Annotated in this window: 18 protein-coding genes; 9 read left to right on the forward strand and 9 right to left on the reverse strand. The window is 73.0% G+C overall.

Features of this window, described 5'->3' with window-relative positions; translation table 11 throughout:
* Positions 1 to 133: 133 nt before the first annotated feature.
* Positions 134 to 2299 (reverse strand): ABC transporter family substrate-binding protein, encoded by a 2166-nt coding sequence (locus ACPXCS_RS12180; RefSeq protein ID WP_425946556.1) that lies wholly within the window; start codon positions 2297 to 2299, stop codon positions 134 to 136.
* Between the two features lie 288 nt (positions 2300 to 2587).
* Here ACPXCS_RS12180 and ACPXCS_RS12185 point away from each other — a divergent pair, with 288 nt between their 5' ends.
* Genes ACPXCS_RS12185 through ACPXCS_RS12200 form a run of 4 tightly spaced genes read left to right on the forward strand, consistent with a single transcriptional unit; the run spans position 2588 to position 6499 of the window.
* Positions 2588 to 2878, forward strand: coding sequence for a hypothetical protein (locus tag ACPXCS_RS12185; RefSeq protein WP_365094614.1), 291 nt, complete (start codon positions 2588 to 2590; stop codon positions 2876 to 2878).
* 54 nt (positions 2879 to 2932) lie between these two features.
* Complete coding sequence (locus ACPXCS_RS12190) at positions 2933 to 3769, forward strand: hypothetical protein (protein WP_425946557.1); 837 nt, start codon at positions 2933 to 2935, stop codon at positions 3767 to 3769.
* 16 nt (positions 3770 to 3785) lie between these two features.
* Positions 3786 to 5726, forward strand: coding sequence for a fumarate reductase/succinate dehydrogenase flavoprotein subunit (locus ACPXCS_RS12195; protein WP_425946558.1), 1941 nt, complete (start codon positions 3786 to 3788; stop codon positions 5724 to 5726).
* Positions 5723 to 6499: a succinate dehydrogenase/fumarate reductase iron-sulfur subunit gene (locus ACPXCS_RS12200; RefSeq protein ID WP_425946559.1), complete on the forward strand. Its 777-nt coding sequence runs from the start codon at positions 5723 to 5725 to the stop codon at positions 6497 to 6499. The genes ACPXCS_RS12195 and ACPXCS_RS12200 overlap by 4 nt, the downstream gene beginning before the upstream one ends.
* 78 nt (positions 6500 to 6577) lie before the next feature.
* Here the strand turns inward: ACPXCS_RS12200 and ACPXCS_RS12205 are convergent, their stop codons facing one another.
* From ACPXCS_RS12205 to ACPXCS_RS12230, 6 genes are all read right to left on the reverse strand, one after another.
* The gene (locus tag ACPXCS_RS12205) at positions 6578 to 9214 is read right to left on the reverse strand and encodes a SpoIIE family protein phosphatase (protein WP_425946560.1); all 2637 of its coding nucleotides are present in this window, start codon (positions 9212 to 9214) and stop codon (positions 6578 to 6580) included.
* Between the two features lie 252 nt (positions 9215 to 9466).
* Positions 9467 to 9898 carry an ATP-binding protein gene (locus tag ACPXCS_RS12210; protein WP_425946561.1) on the reverse strand — a complete coding sequence of 144 codons (432 nt, stop codon included), beginning with the start codon at positions 9896 to 9898 and terminating at the stop codon, positions 9467 to 9469.
* A gap of 136 nt (positions 9899 to 10034) precedes the next feature.
* Entirely contained in the window at positions 10035 to 10469 is a 435-nt protein-coding gene (locus tag ACPXCS_RS12215; RefSeq protein WP_425946562.1) for a (deoxy)nucleoside triphosphate pyrophosphohydrolase, read from the reverse strand.
* Positions 10470 to 10911: 442 nt separating this feature from the next.
* Positions 10912 to 11103 carry an SPOR domain-containing protein gene (locus ACPXCS_RS12220; protein WP_344536371.1) on the reverse strand — a complete coding sequence of 64 codons (192 nt, stop codon included), beginning with the start codon at positions 11101 to 11103 and terminating at the stop codon, positions 10912 to 10914.
* Positions 11104 to 11444: 341 nt separating this feature from the next.
* On the reverse strand, positions 11445 to 12197 hold the full coding sequence (locus ACPXCS_RS12225; RefSeq protein WP_425946563.1) for a GntR family transcriptional regulator: 753 nt from the start codon (positions 12195 to 12197) through the stop codon (positions 11445 to 11447).
* Positions 12198 to 12344: 147 nt separating this feature from the next.
* On the reverse strand, positions 12345 to 13493 hold the full coding sequence (locus ACPXCS_RS12230) for a DUF4190 domain-containing protein (protein WP_425946564.1): 1149 nt from the start codon (positions 13491 to 13493) through the stop codon (positions 12345 to 12347).
* Positions 13494 to 13931: 438 nt separating this feature from the next.
* On the opposite strand from ACPXCS_RS12230, the gene ACPXCS_RS12235 reads away from it, so the two are divergent.
* Positions 13932 to 14762: an SDR family NAD(P)-dependent oxidoreductase gene (locus tag ACPXCS_RS12235; protein WP_425946565.1), complete on the forward strand. Its 831-nt coding sequence runs from the start codon at positions 13932 to 13934 to the stop codon at positions 14760 to 14762.
* Between the two features lie 180 nt (positions 14763 to 14942).
* A complete protein-coding gene (locus ACPXCS_RS12240; protein ID WP_425946566.1) occupies positions 14943 to 16520 on the forward strand; it encodes a S8 family peptidase in 1578 nt (525 codons plus the stop codon).
* 62 nt (positions 16521 to 16582) lie between these two features.
* On the opposite strand, the gene ACPXCS_RS12245 is transcribed toward ACPXCS_RS12240, so the two are convergent.
* Both ACPXCS_RS12245 and ACPXCS_RS12250 read right to left on the reverse strand, forming a co-directional pair.
* Positions 16583 to 16855 carry a hypothetical protein gene (locus ACPXCS_RS12245; RefSeq protein WP_425946567.1) on the reverse strand — a complete coding sequence of 91 codons (273 nt, stop codon included), beginning with the start codon at positions 16853 to 16855 and terminating at the stop codon, positions 16583 to 16585.
* 41 nt (positions 16856 to 16896) lie between these two features.
* Positions 16897 to 17421, reverse strand: a complete 525-nt coding sequence (locus ACPXCS_RS12250; protein WP_425946568.1) for a MarR family winged helix-turn-helix transcriptional regulator — start codon at positions 17419 to 17421, stop codon at positions 16897 to 16899.
* A gap of 74 nt (positions 17422 to 17495) precedes the next feature.
* Here ACPXCS_RS12250 and ACPXCS_RS12255 point away from each other — a divergent pair, with 74 nt between their 5' ends.
* The 3 genes from ACPXCS_RS12255 to ACPXCS_RS12265 all read left to right on the forward strand — a co-directional run bounded on the left by ACPXCS_RS12255 (position 17496) and on the right by ACPXCS_RS12265 (position 22677).
* Complete coding sequence (locus ACPXCS_RS12255; RefSeq protein WP_425946569.1) at positions 17496 to 19616, forward strand: MMPL family transporter; 2121 nt, start codon at positions 17496 to 17498, stop codon at positions 19614 to 19616.
* A 99-nt stretch (positions 19617 to 19715) separates the two neighbouring features.
* Entirely contained in the window at positions 19716 to 21266 is a 1551-nt protein-coding gene (locus ACPXCS_RS12260; protein ID WP_425946570.1) for an SDR family oxidoreductase, read from the forward strand.
* 37 nt (positions 21267 to 21303) lie between these two features.
* Complete coding sequence (locus ACPXCS_RS12265; protein ID WP_425946571.1) at positions 21304 to 22677, forward strand: cryptochrome/photolyase family protein; 1374 nt, start codon at positions 21304 to 21306, stop codon at positions 22675 to 22677.
* Positions 22678 to 22700 lie beyond the last annotated feature (23 nt).

Below are 22700 nucleotides of genomic sequence, written 5' to 3' on the forward strand. Positions count from 1 at the left end.
AACATGCCACGGCCTCACCCCATGGTACGGGTCTGCGCCCGCAGGGGTTAGCCGGGCCATGTCGGCCCAGGTCAGGGCCTTGTCGCGAGGCGTTCGGCGGCGGTTCCGGGGCCTGCTGCGAACGCTCCCGGAGCTACCGGGTGGCCGGGTTCTTCGCGGACGGGCCCGAGGCCGGCTTTGTGGCCTTCTTCAGGAAGCCCATGTCCTCGTAGACCGGCGTGCCGAGGCCGAAGGCGCCGGCGTTGGCGAGGTTCTTGCGGGCCGCGAGGAGCTGGGGGCGCTGGAAGAGGGGGATGGAGCCGGCCGCCGCCCAGATGCGGGAGTCGGCCTTGCGGATGAGGGAGCGGGACTTGTCCTCGTCGAGCGTGGCCACGGCCTCGTCGAAGAGCTGGTCGACCTGGTCGGTGCCGACGCGGGTGTAGTTCTGCTCGACGCTCAGGGAGCCGTCGGCGGCCGGGACGGGCTTGGCGTAGACGGGGCGGGCGTCGGTGGCGGGGTAGGCCGAGGCGGGCCAGGAGTAGAGGGCCAGGTCGTACTGGCCGGAGGCGATGTGGTCCTTGAAGTAGGACTCGTCGGAGACCTTGGAGATCTCCGTGCCGACGCCGACGCGCTCCAGCATGCGGGAGATGCGGTCGGCGACCGTGCGCAGCGTCTGGGAGCCGGGCCCGGAGGGGAGCACGAAGCGGAGCGTGAGGGGCTTGCCGTTCTTGGCGAACGGGGCGGCCTCCTGATTCGCCGGGGCGGCCGTGCCGCGCGGGGCGTACGCGCCGGGGGCGCCGCCCGGGTGCGGGTGCTTGTACTGCCTGCCGTCCTGGGCGAGGTGGCCGGCCGGGTCCTGGTCCTGGGCCTTGTCGTCCGCGTCCGCGCCGGAGGAGCCATCGGCCCGCTCGCCCTCGCCGCCGGCCGCCTTCTCCTCCTTCTCCTTCTCCCTCTTCCGCTCCTCGACGGGGCCGCCGCGCACCCAGCCGGCGTCCGCGAGCAGGGCCTGGGCCTCCTCGGTGTCCTGATCCCCGAGGGCGCCGCTGCCGTCGGCGTAGGCGGCCTGGCCGGACAGGGCCAGGTGGCTGCCGACCGGCTCGGCGGGCAGGCCCAGGGGCTTGAGGACGACCTCGGCCAGTTCCTCGCGGTCCAGGGCGCGGGCGACGGCCCTGCGGACCCGCTCGTCGGCGAGGGGACCCTCGGCGCCGTTCAGGGCGAGCTGCGTGAAGGCCGGCTCCAGGGACTTGCGCACCTCGAAGCCGCGCAGGGCCTGCTGCTGCCGGGCGTACTTGGCGGCCGCCTTGCGCAGCTTCTTGCGGGCGACGGTCTCCTCTTCGGCGGCGTCCTCGTCGCTGCCGTTGGCCACCGCCCAGGAGCGCAGGGCGTCCGCGGCGGACCGGTCGGCGCCCGGGCCCATCAGAGGACTGCTGGAGCCGTGCGGACGGGCGGCCAGGGTGATGCGGCGGGCCGCGGCGGGGTCGATCTCGGCCAGGTCGAGGGTGCCGGCGGCCAGCTCGGCGGCCCGCTTGTCGCGCGCGACGGTGCGCAGCTCGATCGAGGAGAGCTTGGCGGGCTCGCCCCACCAGCGCGGGTTGCGGGCCAGGGTGATCTTCTCGTCCTTCGTGTCGACCTTCTGCACGGTGAACGGGCCGGCCGTGACCTTGAGCTTCTTGCGGGCGCCGTCGTTGAAGGAGTCCGGGGTGCCCATGACGTCCTTGGGGTACAGCGGGGAGAACAGGGAGCGCCAGTCGGCGTAGGGGCGGCTGAAGGTGACCCGGACCTCCAGGGCGCTGTCGCCGCGCTCGATCTTCTGGATGCGGTCGTAGCCGGCGTTGCGGGCGGTCCAGTAGGCGGTGTCCTTGCCGGACAGGGCGCGCCACTGGGCGGCGAAGTCGGCCGCGCCGATCTCCCGGCCGTCGCTCCACACGGCCTGCTGGTCGAGCTTGTACAGCACGACCTGCTTCGGTTCGGTCTCGACGACCTTCGCGGACTCCAGGTAGGCGGGGTGGCGCTCGGGGCGGCCGGAGGCGTCCATCCGGAACATCGACGGCAGGACGGCCTGGGCGACGCGGGTGGTGGTGGCGTCGGCGTCCGACTGGAAGGTGTTCAGCGTGTCCGGCACGGAGTCCACGGCCCAGCGCAGGGTGCCGCCGTCGGCGATCTTGTCACGGTCGGCGGGCTGGATGTCCGGGGCGGCGAGCGGCTTGCCGGCCGGGTCCTCGGAACCGCATCCGGCGAGCGCGGGCACCGCGAGTACGCCCGCGGTGAGGAAGGCGACCGAGCGGGTGACCGCACGCGGGCCGACGCCGTGCTGGGACATCTGTGCTACCTCCGGGGAGCCGCGGGCGTTATGATCACTTTTGGCGGTATTTGGAGTTCATCTGATGTATGCGGCCACTGAAGAGGAAAGGGTTCGGCAACGCAGAGCGACACGGCGGCCACGGACCGGAAGTCACCCGTGCGGCCCACAGCACCGCACGGTGCACCCACACGCCCCGGCCAATCGATGCACATCCCTTCACAGCACGAGGTGTGACGCGCAACACTCGCAGGCGCATGAACGTTGCCGCCTTGGGCCGTGAAGGACCCGTGGAAGTGAGGGCAAGTCATGTCCGTTCACGACGAACTGACGTCAGTCCAGCGCTCTCTCGACGACCTGCTGCGGTCGCTGGGGCGCCTGGAGAAGCAGCTCGGCACCGGCGGCCTGGAGATGCGCCGCGTCCGGGCCGACGCCAACCACCTGCGCGAGAGCCTCGCCCTGCTGCGTGAAGCCGCCGCGTCACCCACCGCGCCCCTGCGTCCCGAGCTGGTCACCATCTCGGACGCGCCGTACGACCCGTCGCTGTGGATCGACTCGGACGACGAGGGGCTGGGCGCCCGGGACCGGCGCGCTCCCTGACCGGGAGGGCGTCGAGCGACCGGCACCTCCCCCGAACCCGACCGGAGTCGTCACGTGGCCACTGGTACGGAACCTCCCGCCACCGGACCCCTTCCCAGCAGCGGTGGCGTCAGGGCGGGGACGCGCGCCGCGATCGCCGCCCCGCACCTGCGCACCGACCGCTGGTGGCTGGCCCCGGCCGGCACGGTCGCCGGTCTGCTGGCCTTCATCGTCTACTCCACCTGGCGGGCCTTCGCCGACGCCGACTACTACGCGGCGCCGTACGTCTCGCCGTTCTACTCCCCCTGCCTGGCGGAGCGGTGCGAGCCGATGCGGGGCGGCCCCAACTGGGAGATCTTCGGCAGCTGGTGGGGCATCTCGCCCGCGATCATCATCCTGATCTTCCCGCTGGGGTTCCGGCTGACCTGCTACTACTACCGCAAGGCCTACTACCGGGGCTTCTGGGCGTCCCCGCCCGCCTGCGCCGTGGCCGAGCCGCACAAGAAGTACACCGGCGAGACCCGCTTCCCGCTGATCCTGCAGAACGTCCACCGCTACTTCTTCTACGCGGCGCTGCTCGTCGCCGGGATCCTGACCTACGACACCGTGCTCGCCTTCCGCGACGAGAACTACGCGTGGGGACACATGGGTCTCGGCACGCTCGTGTTCCTGGTCAACATCGTGCTGATCTGGGCGTACACGATCTCCTGCCACTCCTGCCGGCACATCGTCGGCGGCAAGCTCAAGCACTTCTCCAGGCATCCCGTGCGCTACCGGATGTGGCAGTGGGCGGGGAAGCTCAACGCCCGGCACATGCAGCTCGCCTGGGCGTCGCTGGTGAGCGTGGCGCTCGCCGACTTCTACGTCTACCTGGTCGCGTCCGGTGTCTTCGACGATCCGCGATTCTTCTGATGAGTGAGGCGTTCTGATGTCCGTGGTCGACCGGCAGGAGTGGGACGTCGTCGTGGTGGGCGCGGGCGGTGCCGGGCTGCGCGCCGCCATCGAGGCACGTGAGCGGGGCGCCCGTACGGCCGTGATCTGCAAGTCGCTGTTCGGCAAGGCGCACACGGTGATGGCCGAGGGCGGCATCGCCGCGGCGATGGCCAACGCCAACGAGAACGACACCTGGCAGGTGCACTTCCGCGACACCATGCGCGGCGGCAAGTTCCTCAACCAGTGGCGGATGGCCGAGCTGCACGCGCAGGAGGCACCGCAGCGGGTGTGGGAGCTGGAGACCTGGGGCGCACTGTTCGACCGCACCAAGGACGGCCGGATCTCGCAGCGCAACTTCGGCGGCCACGAGTACCCGCGCCTCGCCCACGTCGGCGACCGCACCGGCCTGGAGCTGATCCGCACCCTCCAGCAGAAGATCGTCTCCCTCCAGCAGGAGGACTTCCGGGAAACCGGTGACTACGAGTCCCGCCTGAAGGTCTTCCAGGAGTGCACGGTCACCCGTGTCCTCAAGGAGGACGGCCGCGTGTGCGGCGTGTTCGGCTACGAGCGCGAGTCGGGCCGCTTCTTCGTCCTGGAGGCGCCCGCGGTCGTGATCGCGACGGGCGGCATCGGCAAGTCCTTCAAGGTGACGTCCAACTCCTGGGAGTACACCGGCGACGGGCACGCGCTGGCGCTCCTCGCGGGCGCTCCCCTGCTGAACATGGAGTTCGTGCAGTTCCACCCCACGGGCATGGTCTGGCCGCCGTCGGTGAAGGGCATCCTCGTCACCGAGTCGGTGCGCGGCGACGGCGGTGTGCTGCGCAACTCCGACGGCAAGCGGTTCATGTTCGACTACGTCCCCGACGTCTTCAAGGACAAGTACGCCGAGACCGAGGAGGAGGCCGACCGCTGGTACGACGACCCGGACCACAACCGCCGTCCTCCCGAGCTGCTCCCCCGCGACGAGGTCGCCCGGGCGATCAACGCCGAGGTGAAGGAGGGGCGCGGCTCCCCGCACGGGGGCGTGTTCCTCGACGTGTCGACGCGGATGCCCGCCGAGGTGATCAAACGGCGGCTGCCGTCGATGTACCACCAGTTCAAGGAGCTGGCGGACGTCGACATCACGGCCGAGGCGATGGAGGTCGGGCCCACCTGCCACTACGTGATGGGCGGGATCGCCGTCGAGTCCGACACGGCGGCGGCGCGCGGGGTGCCCGGGCTGTACGCGGCCGGTGAGGTCGCCGGCGGCATGCACGGCTCCAACCGGCTGGGCGGCAACTCCCTGTCCGACCTGCTGGTGTTCGGCCGCCGGGCGGGCTGGCACGCGGCGCAATACACGGCCGGACTCACCGGGGCGCGGCCCGCCGTGGACGACGACCAGATCGACGCCGCCGCGGCGGAGGCGCTGCGGCCCTTCTCGGCCGAGGCGGAGGTGGAGGAACCGGCAGGGGGCCCGCCGGAGAACCCGTACACCCTGCACCAGGAGCTCCAGCAGACGATGAACGACCTCGTCGGCATCATCCGCCGCGAGGCGGAGATGAAGCAGGCCCTGGAGAAGCTGGCCGAGCTGCGGGTGCGGGCACGGCGGGCCGGGGTGGAGGGGCACCGGCAGTTCAACCCGGGCTGGCACCTCGCCCTGGACCTGCGGAACATGCTGCTGGTCAGCGAGTGCGTGGCGCGATCCGCGCTGGAGCGCACCGAGTCGCGCGGCGGGCACACGCGCGAGGACCACCCGTCGATGGACCGCAGGTGGCGGCGGATCAACCTGCTGTGCGCGCTGACCGACCCGACGGGCGGTCTCGCCGCGACGGACCCGGTCCGCGGCCAGATCGCGCTCACCCGTGAGACCACCGAACCCGTCCGTGCCGACCTGCTCGCCCTGTTCGACAAGGAGGAGCTGGTCAAGTACCTCGCCGAAGAGGAGCTGTACGAATGAGCGGCTACACGGCCCACTTCAAGGTGTGGCGCGGGGACGTGAGCGGGGGCGGCCTGGAGGACTTCGAGGTCGAGGTCAACGAGGGCGAGGTGGTGCTCGACATCATCCACCGGCTCCAGGCCACCCGGACGCCCGATCTCGCCGTGCGCTGGAACTGCAAGGCCGGCAAGTGCGGCTCCTGCTCCGCGGAGATCAACGGCCGGCCGCGGCTGATGTGCATGACGCGCATGTCGGTGTTCGACCGGGCCGAGACGATCACGGTCACACCCCTGCGCGCCTTCCCGGTGATCCGCGACCTGGTCACCGACGTCGGCTTCAACTACGAGAAGGCGCGGGAGGTCCCGGCCTTCGTCCCGCCGGCCGGGCTCGCCCCGGGCGAGTACCGCATGATGCAGGAGGACGTGGACCGGTCGCAGGAGTTCCGCAAGTGCATCGAGTGCTTCCTGTGCCAGGACACCTGCCATGTGGTCCGCGACCACGAGGAGAACAAGCAGGCGTTCGCCGGGCCCCGGTTCCTGATGCGGGTCGCGGAGCTGGACATGCACCCGCTGGACGCGGCGGCGGAGACCGGCCTGGACCGCAAGGCCACCGCCCAGGACGAACACGGCCTGGGCTACTGCAACATCACCAAGTGCTGCACGGAGGTCTGCCCCGAGGGCATCAAGATCACGGACAACGCCCTGATCCCCCTGAAGGAACGGGCGATCGACCGCAAGTACGACCCGCTGGTCTGGCTGGGTTCGAAGATCAGGAGACGCTCCTCGGCAGGCTGAGCGCCGGCCGGAGGTGGTGCCCGGGGGCACGGCGGCCGGTGCGCGGGGAGGACGATCCGTACCGGTGTGCGGTTGCGGTCAGAACAGGCTCAGCAGCGCCTCCGCCGGATCCGGCAGGCCGTTCCCGCCGTCCGGCAGCGGGAGTTCGAACCAGACCGTCTTGCCCCGGGGCGTGCGGCGTGAGCCCCAGGCGGCGCTGAGCAGCCCGACGAGCTGCAGACCGCGGCCGCCCTCGTCCGTGTCCCGGGCCCGGCGGCGGCGCGGCTGGACCAGGCCGGAGTCCCACACCTCGCAGACGAGGGTGCGGTCCAGCAGGAGGCGGAGCCTGATCTCGCCCTCGCCGTAGCGCAGGGCGTTCGTGACCAGTTCACTGACGAGCAGCTCCGTGGTGTCGACGAGGGGCTCCAGGTCCCAGCTGAGCAGCTGGGCGCGGGCGTACTCCCGGGCGCGGCCGACACTGCGCGGTTCGCGCGGCAGGGTCCAGTCGCCGACGGAGTCGGTGGGCAGGCCCTGGACACGTGCCATCAGCAGCGCGATGTCGTCCTCGCCGTGATGGGTGTCGAGGGTGTTGAGGACGTGGTCGCAGACGTCCTCCAGCGGCTGGGTCGGGTCGGCGAGGGCGCTGACGAAGGCCTGCAGGCCCTCGTCCAGGGGGTGGTCGCGGCTCTCGACCAGTCCGTCCGTGTAGAGCGCGAGCAGGGCGCCCTCGGGCAGTTCGACCTCGACCTCCTCGAAGGGCTCGCCGCCCACGCCGAGCGGCATGCCCGGCGGCACGTCCAGCATCAGGGCCGCCTCGCCCGGTTCGACCAGCACGGGCGGCAGATGGCCCGCGTTGGCGAACGTGCAGCGCCGGGTGACGGAGTCGTAGACGGCGTAGACGCAGGTGGCGAGGTAGACCTCCGACAGGTCCGCCTCCCTCGGGCGGCGGGCCGCCCGGGTCGCCTGCTGGACGCCCCCGGGCGCGCCGAGGCCGCGGGCGATCTCGTCGAGCTGGGAGAGCACCTCGGCCGGTTCGAGGTCGAGCTGGGCCAGCGTCCGGACGGCCGTGCGCAGTTCGCCCATGGCGACGGCGGCGCGCAGACCGCGGCCCATGACGTCGCCGACGACCAGGGCGGTGCGGTGCCCGGGCAGTTCGATGACGTCGAACCAGTCGCCGCCGACCTCGCTGGGCCGGCCGGTGTTGACGCTGCCGGGCAGGTAGCGGCAGGCGATGTCGAGGCCGGAGGCCTCCGGGTCGCCGGGCGGGAGCAGGGACCGTTGCAGTATCAGCGCGCGTTCGTGCTCGCGCCGGTAGAGGCGGGCGTTGTCGATGCAGACGGCGGCGCGCGCGGCGAGTTCGACGGCCAGGTCCCGGTCGCGGTCGCCGAACGGCTCGCTGCCCTTGGTCCGGGCGAACTGCACCAGTCCGACGACGGTGTCGTGGGCGACCATCGGCACGGCGAGCGTGGACTGCACGAGTCCGCCGTCCTCGGGGGGAACGATCTGCGGCCGGGCCGTGCGCAGGGCGTCCGCGCAGGACGAGTTGAACGGGTAGTGGTGGACGGCGCCGACCGAGACGGGCACGCCCGTACCGGCGAACGGCGCGTCGGACACGGCGCTGGCGAAGGCCACGCGGCGCAACTCGGCGCTGCCGTCTGCGAGTCCGGGCGGGGTCTCGTCGCCGGCCAGCAACCCCTGGTAGAGGTCGACGGTGGCCAGGTCGCAGAAGCCGGGGACGACGACGTCGAGGAGCTGACGGGCCGTGGTCTCCAGGTCGAGGGAGTTGCCGATGCGGGCGCCGGCCTCGTTCAGCAGGGCCAGGTTGCGCCGGGCGGCGGCGGCCTCGCGGGCGGCTGCGCGGCGCGCGGTGACGTCGATGCCGAGCCAGGCGATCCCGATGGGCCGGCCCGAACCGCTGTTCACCCGGTAGAGGTTGACGGACCAGTGGCGGCGCTCGTCGGAGCCCGGCACGAATCCCGTGACGTGCATGTCGGTGATGGAGTTGCCGGTCTCCAGCACGCGGCGCATCGTGGCGGCGACCCGCTCGGCCTCGCCGCGCTGGAGGTAGTCGTGGACGCCCTTGCCGCGGTGCTCGTCGGGTGTGCCGCCGAAGATGGAGGCGAACCGCTGGTTGGCGCGGCGGACCCGCAGATCGGGGTCGATCAGCAAGAATCCGAACGGGGATTGACCGAAAATGGCCTGCGAGGCGGCCAGGTCGGTCTCGATGCTGCGCAGGGTGCGGACGTCGACGACGATGCAGACGGCGGCCTTCTCGCCGGCGTCGGTGCGCGTCGGCATGACGTACACCTCGGCGAGCCCCTCGTGCCCGCACTCCCCCTCGACGTCCTTCGGCATCCGGAACGGCACCACGCCGGTCCACTCGCGGCCGTCGAGGATCTCGGCCATCTTGCGCGTGCCCCGCTCGCGCAGGTGCGGGTCGACGAAGGCCGCGATCGGGTCCATGCCGACGGCGCGTGCGGCGGGGATGCCGAAGAGGTGCTCGGCGCGCAGGCTCCACTGGTCGACCAGCCCGTCGGGGCCGATGGAGAAGGACGCGACCTTGATGTAGTCGTAGATGGAACCGGGGGGGCTGCTCTGCCACAGGGCGTCCCCGGGCGGGACCCCGCCGGCCGCGAGCGCACCTGGGACCGCGGAGGCCGGGCCGTCCGCGGCCCTCGCCCTCGCGCCCTCCGACGGGTCCTCCGACTCCGTGGCCTTCGCTGGTATCTCGCTCACGCGAACCGTCCCCTCCAGCTCACCGCGCCCGGCACCGGTCACCAGGGGCGGCTGCCCGCAGTATCCAGCACTACGGTGCCGCACAACACGGTGTTCACGATCACAGCACGGTCCCGATGGTTTTCGGTCCGGACCGTGAGAACACTTCCAGTCTTCTAACCAGGGGACACGTCGTCGAACCCCGTCCGCCGACAACCGCCACTGGCCTGAACCAATCGCTCTACAGCGGTACGGGGTACGTACACCGTTTTTTCACTCCGGCACCGCGAGTTCGAACCACACGGTCTTGCCCGCGCCGCCGGGCCGGGTGCCCCAGCGCCGGGTGGAGGAGGCGACCAGTTGCAGTCCGCGGCCGCTCTCGTCCTCGGGCCGGGCGGCCCGCTCCCGGGGCGGGTCGGGCAGCGGGTCGGAGACCTCGACCAGCAGCACACCGTCCAGGGCGGAGGGGCGGACCAGCCGGACGCCGATGGGGCCGGTGGCGTGCCGCAACGCGTTGGTGACCAGCTCGCTGACCAGCAGGGCCGCGAGGTCGGCGAGGCTGTCCAGCTCCCAGTCGCGCAGCCGGGCGCGGACGGCACGGCGGGCGGTGCGCACGGCGTCCGGCTCGGCGGGAAAGGTCCACTCGGCGCAGTCACCCGCGGTGTCGATCACGCCGATCACTTCCCTGTCGGCAGACCCACTCATGTCCGGTTTCATGGGCTTAATGGGCACATACCCGATATTCAGGGCGGAGTACCGCGCGGCGAGGCGCGCGGTGGCACCAAAGGCGTACGGGGCGCCCGTACAGCAGTCGTCCTGCCTCACGCGCCCCTGCCAGGCTTCAGGCGCCGGGCCCTTCCGCCACGCCGGTGCGGAGGCCGCCCAGGTGTGCGAGGGCCTGCCGGACGGCCGGGACGTCCTGGTCCAGCCAGTCGACGTCCCAGATCTCTCCGGGGCCGAGCCAGCGCAGCTCGTCGTGGTCCTGCAAGGGCTCCGGGACGGGCGAGCCGGGCCGCAGCCGCGCGCTCCACACCCGCAGGACGTACGGCGGCCGCAGGGGCCACTCGCCCGGGATCCGCTCGCCGGCCTCGGCGTCGACGCCGAGTTCCTCGCGCAGTTCGCGCACGAGCGCCGCGTCGGCCGTCTCCCCGGGCTCCACCTTGCCCCCGGGCAGCTCCCAGCGCCCGGCCAGCTCGACGGGGGCACTGCGCCGGGCGGCCAGCAGCCGCCCGCCGTCGATCAGCGCGGCACCCACGACGACGATGTGCTCAGTCATGCGGGGAGCCTACGGGAGCACGCCACGGCCCCGGCCCGGCAGGCGCCGGGGGCGCCGGTCCGCACGGGAAGGCCGCCGCCGGTCCGCGCGGAGAAGGCCGCCGCCGGCCCGCGGGGGGGGCGTGCACAAGGTCGGTGGCGCACGGGGTGCTTCGTGCTCGTGGACGGTGACGCACGTGATGCTGCGCGCGGTCCGTCGCGCACGGGTCGGTGACGCACGTGGTCCGTCGTGCGCAAGTCCGTCGCGCACGGGTCGGTGACGCACGTGCCGGTCGCGCACGTGGCCAGTCGTGCGCGTCGTCGGTCGCGCGCGTGGTCGGTCGCGCGCGTGGTCAGGCGTGCGCTCCGTGAGGCGTGCAGGTGGTCAGCCGTGCACGTGGCCGGTCACGCGCGAGTTCCCCGTGCACCGGGCCGGTCGCGCGCGGGGCCGGTGCGGTACCGGGTCAGTCGTGCATGGCCGGCCCGCTCTGGCCCAGGCGTTCGACCCAGTAGAGCTGCTTGTGGCCGCGGCCGTCGAGGCTGTCCGCGATCTTCTGGGCCTCGGCCCGGGTCGCGTACCGCCCGACGCGGTAGCGATTGCCGTTGTCGTCCTGACGTATCACGAGCCAGGGAAGAGTCACCGTGCTGTCGTTCATCGCGCCCCTCCACTTCCCGCTCGCGGCCTGTGCCGAGCCCCACCCGCTAAGGAAACCGCAATGCGCATATGCCTGAGCGTACGCCTAACCTTCACGCAGCGAATACGGCTTTTCACCAAGAGGTACGCAACCAGCCAGTACGCAGGGGGCGCACGCCGACGAACGCGCCGTCCGCGTACCTCGGCGCACCAGTTCGGTGGCATACCTCATACACGACGGTCGACCTGCGCAGACGGTGATCGACTCCGGGGCATGCGGAGCCCCGGACGGCGGTGGCGGTCCCGGTGAGCGTGTGAGCGGGGCGCGCGGGGAGCGCGCCGCGGGGCGGATGTGAGCGTTCGCTACTTGACCGGAAGGTGGTAGGCGACCCGGTACCGGTCGGCCGGGATGACCACGTCGGCCGTCTCGACGGGCCGGCCCGAGGCGTAGAACGTGCGCTGGACGACCAGGACCACGTGGCCGGGGACGCCCCCCAGCACGAGCAGTTCCTCGGCGAGGCCCGGGCGGGCGCCGACCTCCTCCGTGACGTTGTCCACGATCACGTCGATCGCGCGCATGCGCTCGACGACGCCCATGCCGCCGAGCGGGCCCTCCTCCGGCAGCATCACCGGCGTGCGGCCCGTCACCGCGAGCGGCTCCCAGGACGTGGAGAGCATCATCGCCTCGCCGCTCTCGCGGTACAGGTACCGGGTGCACATCACGCGGTCGCCCGGCTCGATGCCCAGCCGCTCGGCGACCGCGACGCTCGCCTCGGACTGCTCGCTGCTGGACTCCCAGGTGCCGCGCCCCTCGCCGTCGGCCTGCTCCTGGCGGAACGGCGTCGCCCCGCCGGTCGGGCGGTAGCCGGAGCGGGAGATGCGCCGGGGCACGGGCCGCTCGCGCACGTACGTCCCCGAGCCGGAGCGGCCCTCGACCAGCCCTTCGGCCATCAGCACCTTGCGGGCCTCCAGGGCGACGGTGTCCGAGACGCCGTACTCCTGGCGGATCCGGGCCTGGGAGGGGAGCCGGGTGTGCGGGGGGAGCTGACCGTCGACGATCTTCCTGCGGAGATCACCCGCGACACGCAAGTACGCCGGCTGCTCACCGAATGTCACTGGCCGCTCCCATCAGCTTGTACAGACAGCAACAGCGTGGCAACCCTGGGTTGTGCCGTGCAAGCAAAGGCCAGAGAATCACTCGATGTGATGACATGCGGGCCCTGAGGGCTTTACGCAGGCACTTTCTCCCCGCTATGGCCGCTCTCACACCTGCGCTTCGGAGGCACCGCCCTCATCCTCGTCGTAGACCGGCGGGGTCGAGGCCAGTCCGAGGGACTTGCGGGCGGTGACGGTCGAGGGGCCGTCGACGGAGGCGTACGCCTTGTCGTAGTGCGTGAAGTAGGTGCCGGCGTCGCGGGCCTCGCTCGCCCGGGCCCACTCCTTGCGGGCGTCCTCCAGGTCCTCGACGAGGTCGGCGACGGGGCGCCGGGCCCCGGACGGCCAGGAGTGGGCGCGCAGGGCCTCGATCTGCTCGCCGAGCACGTCGTCCACCTGCGTGGCCCAGGCCCGGTGGGCGGCGAGGTCGTCCTCGGGGGTGTCCTCGGGCTCCTCGTACAGCGCCGCGTCGTAGGCGTTGGCCGTGGACAGGAAGACGACCTGGTCGGTGCCGAGCGTGGTGGGATCGCCGCGCAGCGAGCCGGTCAGCTGCGTCCCGGCCTCGGTGTGGCCGAAGATGCAGGTGATCGCGCGGTCGCCGTAGCGCCAGCTCTCCCGGGAGGGCAGCAGGTAGTACACGTCGACGTCGGCCGGCATCGCCCAGGAGTCCATGGCGTACTGGTCCTGCAGCCCGTAGCACCGCTCGTCGGCGAGGTCGGTGAGGTGTGCGTCGCCCGGGAAGGAGCCGCCCGGCAGCGTGACGGTGCCGAAGACCTCGCCGTCGTGCCGGCCCGTGCAGGAGACCGGGTCGACGTCGTACGTGTCGCCCTCCAGGCCGCCGGGCGCGTCGAAGCAGTCGCCCTTGCCCAGGGACAGGCTCTCGTTGCCCTGCGCGCCGTCCTTGAACCCCTCCCAGGCCTTCGAGGCGGCGCCCGAGGACAGCACCGCCGCCCACAGCACGACCCCGACGCACGACAGCACGGCCCCGGCGATCGCCATGCCCCGCCCGCTCTGCCCCGACCTCTTGATCTGCCGCAGCGCGATCAGCCCCAGCAGCAGCCCCAGGACGGGGATGAAGCAGAGCACGCCGAGCACGAGCGCGGCGACGGCCAGGGCGTTGACGGAGACCGGCGCGCCGTACGGGCGCCCGGCGGCGCCGTAGGGACCGTACGGACCGTGGGCCTGCGACGGGTCGGCAGGAGGCGGCCCGTACGGGTCCCGGGGCTGCGGGGACCCGGGGGGCGGGGGTATCGACACGGGTACGGTGCTCCTGGCTGAGGCGGCGGGCGGGGGTTCGTCGAACAGTTGGGCGCATCGTAAGCGGCGCGGTCAGGGCGGCGGAATGCGGGCGGTGGACACGGCGGGCCGGGCCGGGACGGCGGAGTCGGCGGTACGGGGGTGAACCGGCTGACGGCCCGTTGGGCGTCTGCCCTGCGGGAGGACACGGTGTTCTCGGCCGCGGGGGTCTGGCCGCTGCTGGCGGACGGGTCGGCGGGGGCGGCCCGCGCGGAGCTGGCGGAGGCGCTCGGACTGCCGTCCGCACTCGGGCCGTCGCCGCCCGCAGCCGCTCCCGCCGCGACCGCACGGACCGGCCGAGTACGCCCGCACCCGTCGCCAGGCCGCAGCAGTGGACGGACAACTGCCGTTCCGGGAAGGGTGGTTGCCGCAAGGGACGGGACGAGACGAGGAGTGGTCATGGACAGGGTGTGGCTCATCACGGGCGCGAGCAGCGGGTTCGGGCGGGCGATCGCCGAGGCCGCCCTCGCGGCGGGCGACGTCGTGGTCGGCGCGGCCCGCCGCCCCGAGGCGCTGGACGACCTGGTCGCCGTCCACCCCGACCGGGTGGAGGCGCTGCGCCTGGACGTCGCCGACACCGGCGCGGCCGAGGCCGCCGTGCGGGACGTCGTGGCGCGGCACGGGCGGATCGACGTCCTGGTCAACAACGCGGGCCGGACCCACGTCGGGGCGTTCGAGGAGACCACGGAGGAGGAGCTGCGAGCGCTGTTCGAGGTGCACGTCTTCGGCCCGGCCGCGCTCACCCGGGCCGCGCTGCCCCACATGCGCGAGCGGCGCTCGGGGGCGATCGTGCAGATGAGCAGCATGGGCGGGCAGTTGTCCTTCGCGGGCTTCTCGGCGTACAGCGCGACGAAGTTCGCCCTGGAGGGCATGTCCGAGGGGCTCGCGGACGAGGTCGCCGAGTTCGGCGTCAAGGTGCTGATCGTCGAGCCGGGCGCCTTCCGCACCGGCCTGTTCGAGACGGGCCGGGCCGGCGCCAGCGCGGACAGCGGGGTGTACGGCAAGGTGAGCCGGACGCGTGGTCTCGTCTCCGGCGGCGACGGGACCCAGCCGGGCGACCCGGCCAAGGCCGCCGCGCTGATCCTCGCCGCGCTGGAGGCCGACCCCACGCCCCTGCGCCTGCCGCTGGGCGACGACGGGGTGGGCGCGGTGCTCGAGCACCTGGACCGGGTGCGCGACGAGGTGCTGGCCTGGGGGAAGCGGAGCCGGAACACGGCGTTCGATGCCTGATGGTCCATCACAAGGGCTCTGCGGGTCCGTGCAGGGCCCTTGTGCAATTCCTGTGGAGGCCTCAATCTTTCGGCTGACGCACAGGAGTCACCCTCTGGTTGACATGACCATGACTCCCGGGTGCTCCAACGGGCGTGCACCACACCCCACAGCGCACCACCGATGAGGAGGACCCCTCAGATGGCAGTGATGCGTACTCCCCACCGCTCCACCCGGCGAAGACTGGCCGCGCTCGGCGCGACGGCCACCGCGGCGCTCCTCGCGAGCCTGGTCTCCGCCCTCCCCGCCGGCGCGGCCCCGGTCGCCGAGGGACGCGTCCAGTACGAGGGCGCCGCGAACGCCGTCGCCGGCAGCTACATCGTCACCCTGAAGACCGGGAAGGCCGGTTCCGCAGAGGGCCGCGCCCTCGCGCACAAGTACGGCGCGGACATCGAGCGGACCTACACCAAGGCCCTCAACGGCTGGGAGGTCGAGGCCTCCGCGTCGGAGGCGCAACGTCTCGCCGCCGACCCGGCCGTCGCCTCCGTGGTGCAGAACCGGACGTTCTCCATCACCGCGACGCAGCCCAGCCCGCCCTCCTGGGGCCTGGACCGCATCGACCAGAAGAGCCTGCCGCTGAACAGCTCGTACACCTACCCGGACGCGGCGGGCGAGGGCGTCACGGCGTACGTCATCGACACCGGCGTCCGCATCACGCACGGCGACTTCGGCGGCCGTGCCTCCTACGGCTACGACGCCGTCGACAACGACAACACCGCCCAGGACGGCCACGGACACGGCACGCACGTCGCCGGCACGGTCGCCGGGAACGCCTACGGCGTGGCCAAGAAGGCCAAGGTCGTCGGGGTCCGGGTGCTGAACAACTCCGGCCAGGGCACCACCGCGCAGGTCGTCGCCGGCATCGACTGGGTCGCCCGCAACGCGGTCAAGCCGGCCGTGGCGAACATGTCCCTCGGCGGGCCCGGCGACACGGCCATCGACACGGCCGTGCGCAACGCCATCACCTCCGGCGTCACCTTCGTCGTCGCGGCCGGCAACGAGTCCACCAACGCCTCCACGCGCTCCCCGGCCCGTGTCACCGAGGCCGTCACGGTCGGCGCCACGACGTCGAGCGACGCGAAGGCCGGCTACTCCAACTACGGTTCGGTGCTGGACCTGTTCGCGCCCGGCTCCTCCATCACCTCGGCGTGGAGCACGGGCGACTCGGCGACCAACACCATCTCCGGCACCTCGATGGCGAGCCCGCACGTCGCCGGGGCCGCCGCCCTGCACCTGGCCGCCAACCCCACGGCCACCCCCGCGCAGGTCTCCGCCGCGCTGACGGCCGCCGCCACCACCGGCGTCGTCACCAGCCCCGGCACCGGTTCACCCAACCGGCTGCTGTACGTGGGCGGCGGCACGACCACCCCGCCCGGACCGCGCTTCGAGAACACCGCGGACCAGGCCATCGCCGACAACGCCACCGCCGAGTCCCCCGTGACGGTCTCCGGCGTCTCCGGCAACGCCCCGTCGGCCCTGGCCGTCGAGGTGCACATCGTCCACACCTACATCGGTGACCTCCAGGTCCAGCTGATCGCCCCCGACGGCACGGCCTACACGCTGAAGGGCTACGGCACCGGCGGCAGCGCCGACAACATCGACACCACGTACACCGTGAACGCCTCCTCGGAGACCGCGAACGGCACGTGGGAGCTCCGGGTCAGCGACAACGCGAACTTCGACACCGGGCGGATCGACGCCTGGGCGCTCCAGTTCTGACGGAGCGCGGGGGCCGGGCCGTCGGCGGTCCGGCCCCCGCACGTCGGGCCGGGGCGCGGGGGTCAGTCCAGGACCCGCCTCCGGCCCGTTCCCTCGTCCACCGCCCTCGCGGCCAGCGGGCGCACCGCCTCGGGAGGCCCGGCCCGCAGGGCGGCGGCCTCGCGCTCCCTCGCCGCCTGCTCGGGGCGCCCGCGCCGCCAGTACGGATTGCCGTGCGAGAGCTTGCCGGAGACCCGGCCGTACATGCCGAAGGTCGCGATGAGCAGCCCCATCACGAAGCTGAAGATCACGTTCGTCAGACCGAGGTCCGGGATGTTCGCCGGGCGGCCGGGCACGAAGATGTTCGACCGGACCGGATGCGACGGCCGGGAGGACGTCAGTCGACGTTCCGGCGCAGCAGGGCCAGCTCCCCGTTCATCTCGGCGAGGAAGCGGACGACGACCCCCAGCTCCTCGGGGGTGAAGCGGCCGCGGGCCGCGTCGGTGCTGCGGGCCAGGGGCCGGAAGTAGTCCCGGGCCAGGACCCGGGCCGCCTCCGCGTAGTGCAGGTGCACCACGCGCCGGTCTCCTGCGTCGCGGACCCTGCGGATGTGCCCGGCCCGCTCCAGCCGGTCGAGGCAGGCGGTCACCGCGCCGGAGGTGAGGTTGAGCCGCTTGCGCAGCCGGCCGGGCGTCATCGGCCCCTCCCCCGCCTCGGGATCCGCCTCGGCCTCGGCGTCCAGGATCGCGATCAGCGCCTGCATGTCGGTGACGTGCAGGCCCTGCGCGTGGGCGAACTCCTGGGCGATCCGGTTGAACTCGCTGTTCATCCGGCGCAGGAGAACGGCGAAGGTGTGCAACCCGATCGGGTCCTCGGCCGGAAGGGATGACGTGGGCGCACCGGAACCGCTGGGACCGCTCATGCCCCCACCCTATTATCTCTCGATGATTGAGATACTTTATGAGTGAGTAATTTCGTCTACCGCTTGGGATGCGCATGAGTACCGCACAGCGTTGGGCCCGGCGGCTCCTGCCGCTCGCTCTCCTTCTCGTCTGGCTGGGGGTGGGCGGCACGCTCGGCCCGTACGCGGGCAAGCTCGGCGAGGTCGCCACCAACGACCAGGCAGCCTTCCTGCCCCGCAGCGCCGAATCCACACGGGTGCTCCAGGCCCGGGAGGCCTTCGACCAGTCCGAGACGCTGCCCGCCGTGGTCGTGTGGACGGCCGGCGGCGAGCGGCTGACGGCGGACCAGCGGGCGGACGCCACCCGTGCCGTGGCGGCGCTCGCCGGTGAGCCCGGCGTCGTGGACCGGCCCTCCCCCGCCCTGCTCTCGGACGACGGGGAGGCGATGCAGGCCGTCGTGCAGCTGGAACCCGACCTGGGCGAAGAGCTGCCCACCGCCCTCGAAGCGGTGCGGGCGGCGGCCGGGAAGGTGCCGGGCACCGAGGCGCAGATCGCCGGCCCCGCGGCCAGCCAGGCCGACCTGTCGGACGCCTTCGCGGGCATCGACGGACTGCTGCTCGGCGTGGCCCTCGGCGCCGTGCTGCTCATCCTGCTGCTCGTCTACCGCAGCGTGCTGCTGCCGTTGCTGATCATCCTCGGCTCGGTCTTCGCCCTGGGCCTGGCCTGTGCCGTGGTCTACGCGCTGGCCGACCGGGACGTGGTCCGGGTCGACGGCCAGGTGCAGGGCATCCTGTCGATCCTGGTGATCGGCGCCGCCACCGACTACGCCCTGCTGCTGGCCGCCCGCTTCCGTGAGGAACTCGCCGTGCGCGGCGACCGGGCCGCTGCGGCGACGGCCGCGGTGCGCCGCTCCTTCGGCGCCATCACCGCCAGCGCCGCGACGGTGGCGCTCGGGCTGCTGGCCCTGCTCGCGAGCGACCTCACCAACAACCGGGCCCTCGGACCGGTCGGCGCCATCGGCATCGTCTGCGCCGTGCTCACCACGCTCACCTTCCTGCCGGCCGTGCTGGCGCTGCTGGGCCGCACCGCGTACTGGCCGTCCCGGCCGAAGGCGGCGGAGGAGTCCGCGCAGGGCAGCGGCGTGTGGCGGCGGGTCGCCGCGCTGGTGGACGGCCGGCCGCGCCGGACCTGGGTGGTGACGGCACTGATCCTCGCCGTGTTCGCGGCCTTCTCGCCCTCGCTGTCCTCCAAGGGCGTGCCGCTGGACGAGATCTTCGTCAACGACGCGCCCTCGGTGGCGGCGCAGCGCACCCTCGGCGAGCACTTCCCGGGCGGCTCGGGCAACCCGGCCGTGATCATCGCCGACGCCGGCCGGGCCTCCGAGGTGACGGCGGCCGCCGAGGGCACCGAGGGCGTCGCGAGCGCGGCCGCCGTCACCGCGTCCGGGCGGCCCGGGGGCGGGGAACCGCTCGTGGCCGACGGGCGGGTGCTGATCAACGCCACGCTGAAGGCCTCGGCGGACAGCGACGCGGCCAAGGACACCGTGGAGCGGCTGCGCACCGAGGTGCACGCGGTCCCCGGGGCCGACGCCCTGGTCGGCGGGTACACCGCCCAGCAGTACGACACCCAGCAGACCGCCGCCCGGGACCGCACGGTCATCGTGCCGATCGTGCTGGCCGTCATCCTGCTGATCCTGATGGTGCTGCTGCGCTCGCTGCTCGTGCCGGTGCTGCTGGTCGCGACCGTGGGGCTCAACTTCCTGGCGACGCTCGGGGTCTCGGCGCTCGTCTTCGGGAACCTGCTCGGCTTCAGCGGCACGGACGCGTCGGTGCCGCTGTACGGCTTCGTGTTCCTGGTGGCGCTCGGCGTCGACTACAACATCTTCCTGATGTCCCGGGTGCGCGAGGAGGCGCTCGTGCACGGCAACCGGCAGGGCGTGCTGCGCGGGCTGACCACCACCGGCGGTGTGATCACCTCGGCGGGTGTGGTGCTCGCCGCGACGTTCGCGGCCCTGATGGTGATCCCGCTGGCGTTCCTGGTGCAGATCGCCTTCATCGTCGCCTTCGGGGTCCTGCTCGACACGCTCGTGGTGCGCTCCCTGCTGGTGCCCGCGCTGATGATCGACCTCGGGCCGCGCGCGTGGTGGCCGAGCGTCCTGGCCGGCCGCGGCGCGCCGGTGCGGCGGGCGGCGGGGGCCGATGCTCCGTCCGGCTGAACGGCCCCGGGTGACGTGTCGTGCATCCGCCGTGCGGGCCGGTCGGGAAGTCTCCTGTAGGGGCCGGCCGTGATCGCGGCCTGAGACGGGAGGCAGAGCATGGCGGAGGAAGGGCAGGGGCTGCACTGCCTGGTCACCGGGGCGTCCGGCTACGTCGGCGGGCGCCTGGTGCCGGAGCTGCTCGATGCCGGGCACCGCGTTCGGTGCCTGGCCCGCTCGCCGGGCAAGCTCCGCGACCACCCCTGGGCGGGCCGGGCGGAGACCGTCCGCGGGGACGTCACCGACGCGGAGTCGGTCGCCGCCGCGATGCGCGGGATCGACGTGGCCTACTACCTGGTGCACGCCCTCACCTCGGGCTCCGGGTTCGAGGAGACCGACCGGCGGGCCGCCCGCGTCTTCGCCGAGCAGGCGCGGCTGGCCGGGGTGAAGCGGATCGTGTACCTCGGCGGGCTCACCCCGCAGCACGTCCCCGAGGAGGACCTCTCGCCGCACCTGCGGTCCCGGGCCGAGGTGGGGCAGATCTTCCTCGACGCCCCGGTGCCCGCCACGGTGCTGCGAGCGGCCGTCGTCATCGGCTCCGGCTCGGCGTCCTTCGAGATGCTGCGCTACCTCACCGAACGCCTGCCCGTGATGGTCACCCCCAGCTGGGTGCACACCCGTACCCAGCCCATCGGGATCCGGGACGTGCTGCGCTACCTCGTCGGCTCGGCGACCATGCCGGACGACGTGGACCGGGCCTTCGACATCGGCGGGCCGGACGTCCTCACCTACCGGGACATGATGCTGCAGTACGCGGCCGTCGCCGGACTGCGGCGGCGGTTCATCGTGCCGGTCCCGGTCCTCACCCCGCGGCTTTCCAGCCACTGGGTCGGCCTGGTCACGCCGGTGCCCGCCTCGATCGCCCGGCCGCTGACCGAATCGCTGCGGCACGAGGTCGTGTGCCGCGAGCACGACATCGCCCGGTACGTGCCGGACCTGCCGGGCCGGCCGGTCCCGTTCGACGAGGCCCTGAACCTGGCGCTACGCAAGGTCCGCGAGGCGGAGGTCACCACACGCTGGTCCTCGGCCTCCGTGCCCGGGGCCCCCAGCGACCCGCTGCCCACCGACCCGGACTGGGCGGGCGGCAGCCTCTACCAGGACGAACGGGAACGTCCCGTCGACGCCTCCCGGGAGGCCCTGTGGCGGGTGGTCGAGGGCATCGGGGGCGAGAACGGCTGGTACTCCTCACCCCTGGCCTGGGCGGCGCGGGGCTGGCTCGACCGGTTCGTCGGCGGGGTCGGGCTGCGCCGCGGCCGGCGTGACACCCAGCACCTCAGGGTCGGCGACTCGCTCGACTTCTGGCGGGTCGAGGAGATCGAGCCCGGCCGGCTGCTGCGGCTGCGCGCCGAGATGCGGCTGCCCGGCCTCGCCTGGCTGGAGATGTACGCCGAGACCGGCGCCGACGGCCGCACCCGCTACCGGCAGCGGGCCCTGTTCCATCCGCGCGGCCTGCTGGGCCACGCCTACTGGTGGAGCGTCGCCCCGTTCCACGCGGTGGTGTTCGGCGGCATGGCCCGCAACATCGCCCAGGCGGCGGCCGACGGCACCCACGGACGCCGGGCCTCGCGCGCCCGGCGGGCCCGGGCCGCACGAAGGACCGGGCAGACGTGATCCCGCACCACCGCTTCGCCGCCCCAGGAGTGACGCCATGACCGTCGCGGTCGTCCTGTTCACCTCGGACCTGCGCCTGCACGACCATCCGCCGCTGCGGGCGGCGCTGGCGGCGGCGGACGAGGTGGTGCCGCTGTTCGTCCGCGACCCCGCCGTGCGCGCGGCCGGTTTCGACGTGCCCAACCGTGCCGCCTTCCTCGCCGACTGCCTGGCCGACCTCGACGCCTCGCTGCGCCGGCGCGGCGGACGGCTGGTGGTGCGCTCCGGGCCGGTCGCCCGGGAGGTCCGCGCGGTCGCCGCCGAGTGCGGCGCCACGGAGGTCCACCTGGCCGCGGGCATCACCGGCTTCGCCCACCGCCGCGAGGAACGGCTGCGCGAGGAACTCGGCGCCGACGGCGTCGCCCTGCGGGTGCACGACACCGTCCTCACCGCCGTCGCGCCCGGAGCCGTCACCCCGACCGGCTCCGGCCACTTCGCGGTGTTCACCCCCTACTTGCGCCGCTGGTCGCAGCAAAGCCTGCGGGAGCCGCTGCCCGCGCCGCGCACCGTGCGCGTGCCCGACGCGGCGCGCGGCGAGGAGCCGCCCTCGCGCGCGGACGCCGGGGACGTGTCCGCCGATCTCCCGCCCGGCGGGGAGACGGCGGGGCGCGAGCGGTTCGCCGCCTGGGCGCGGGCGGACCTGGACCGGTACGAGGACCGGCACGACGACCTGGCCGGTGACGGCACGTCACGTCTGTCGCCGTACCTGCACTTCGGGGCGCTCTCGCCGGTGGAGCTCGTGCACCGGGCCCGCCGCGAGGGCGGACCCGGGGCCGAGGCGTTCGTGCGCCAGCTGTGCTGGCGCGACTTCCACCACCAGGTGCTGGCGGCCCGGCCCGACGCCTCCGTGCGGGACTACCGCACCCGCCAGGACCGCTGGCGCGGCGAGGACGAGGCCGCCGACGACATCGCCGCCTGGAAGGAGGGCCGTACGGGCTACCCGATGGTCGACGCGGGCATGCGCCAGCTGCGCCACGAGGGCTGGATGCACAACCGGGCCCGGCTGCTGACGGCGAGCTTCCTGACCAAGACCCTGTACGTGGACTGGCGGATCGGCGCACGGCACTTCCTGGACCTGCTGGTGGACGGCGACATCGTCAACAACCAGCTGAACTGGCAGTGGGTCGCCGGCACCGGCACCGACACCCGCCCGCACCGCGTCCTCAACCCCGTGCTCCAGGGCAGGCGTTACGACCCGGACGGTGCTTATGTGCGCCGCTGGGTACCTGAGCTGGATGAGGTGCCGGGCAGCGCGGTCCACGAGCCCTGGCGGCTCCCGGAGGACCTGCGCGCCGGAATCCGCTACCCGGAGCCGCTCATCGACCTCGGCGACGGGCTCGCCCGGTTCAAGGCCGCCCGGGGGCGCGCGTGAACGGGGCCGGGACCGGGCGGCGG

The sequence above is a fragment of the Streptomyces sp. DT190 genome (assembly GCF_049846985.1).
GTDB lineage: Bacteria > Actinomycetota > Actinomycetes > Streptomycetales > Streptomycetaceae > Streptomyces.

Coding starts and splice junctions, on each gene's coding strand:
- ACPXCS_RS12180 (WP_425946556.1), bottom strand. CDS start 2,299: ATGTCCCAGCACGGCGTCGGCCCGCGTGCGGTCACCCGCTCGGTCGCC.
- ACPXCS_RS12185 (WP_365094614.1), top strand. CDS start 2,588: ATGTCCGTTCACGACGAACTGACGTCAGTCCAGCGCTCTCTCGACGAC.
- ACPXCS_RS12195 (WP_425946558.1), top strand. CDS start 3,786: ATGTCCGTGGTCGACCGGCAGGAGTGGGACGTCGTCGTGGTGGGCGCG.
- ACPXCS_RS12200 (WP_425946559.1), top strand. CDS start 5,723: ATGAGCGGCTACACGGCCCACTTCAAGGTGTGGCGCGGGGACGTGAGC.
- ACPXCS_RS12210 (WP_425946561.1), bottom strand. CDS start 9,898: ATGAGTGGGTCTGCCGACAGGGAAGTGATCGGCGTGATCGACACCGCG.
- ACPXCS_RS12215 (WP_425946562.1), bottom strand. CDS start 10,469: ATGACTGAGCACATCGTCGTCGTGGGTGCCGCGCTGATCGACGGCGGG.
- ACPXCS_RS12220 (WP_344536371.1), bottom strand. CDS start 11,103: ATGAACGACAGCACGGTGACTCTTCCCTGGCTCGTGATACGTCAGGAC.
- ACPXCS_RS12235 (WP_425946565.1), top strand. CDS start 13,932: ATGGACAGGGTGTGGCTCATCACGGGCGCGAGCAGCGGGTTCGGGCGG.
- ACPXCS_RS12240 (WP_425946566.1), top strand. CDS start 14,943: ATGGCAGTGATGCGTACTCCCCACCGCTCCACCCGGCGAAGACTGGCC.
- ACPXCS_RS12250 (WP_425946568.1), bottom strand. CDS start 17,421: ATGAGCGGTCCCAGCGGTTCCGGTGCGCCCACGTCATCCCTTCCGGCC.
- ACPXCS_RS12255 (WP_425946569.1), top strand. CDS start 17,496: ATGAGTACCGCACAGCGTTGGGCCCGGCGGCTCCTGCCGCTCGCTCTC.
- ACPXCS_RS12260 (WP_425946570.1), top strand. CDS start 19,716: ATGGCGGAGGAAGGGCAGGGGCTGCACTGCCTGGTCACCGGGGCGTCC.
- ACPXCS_RS12265 (WP_425946571.1), top strand. CDS start 21,304: ATGACCGTCGCGGTCGTCCTGTTCACCTCGGACCTGCGCCTGCACGAC.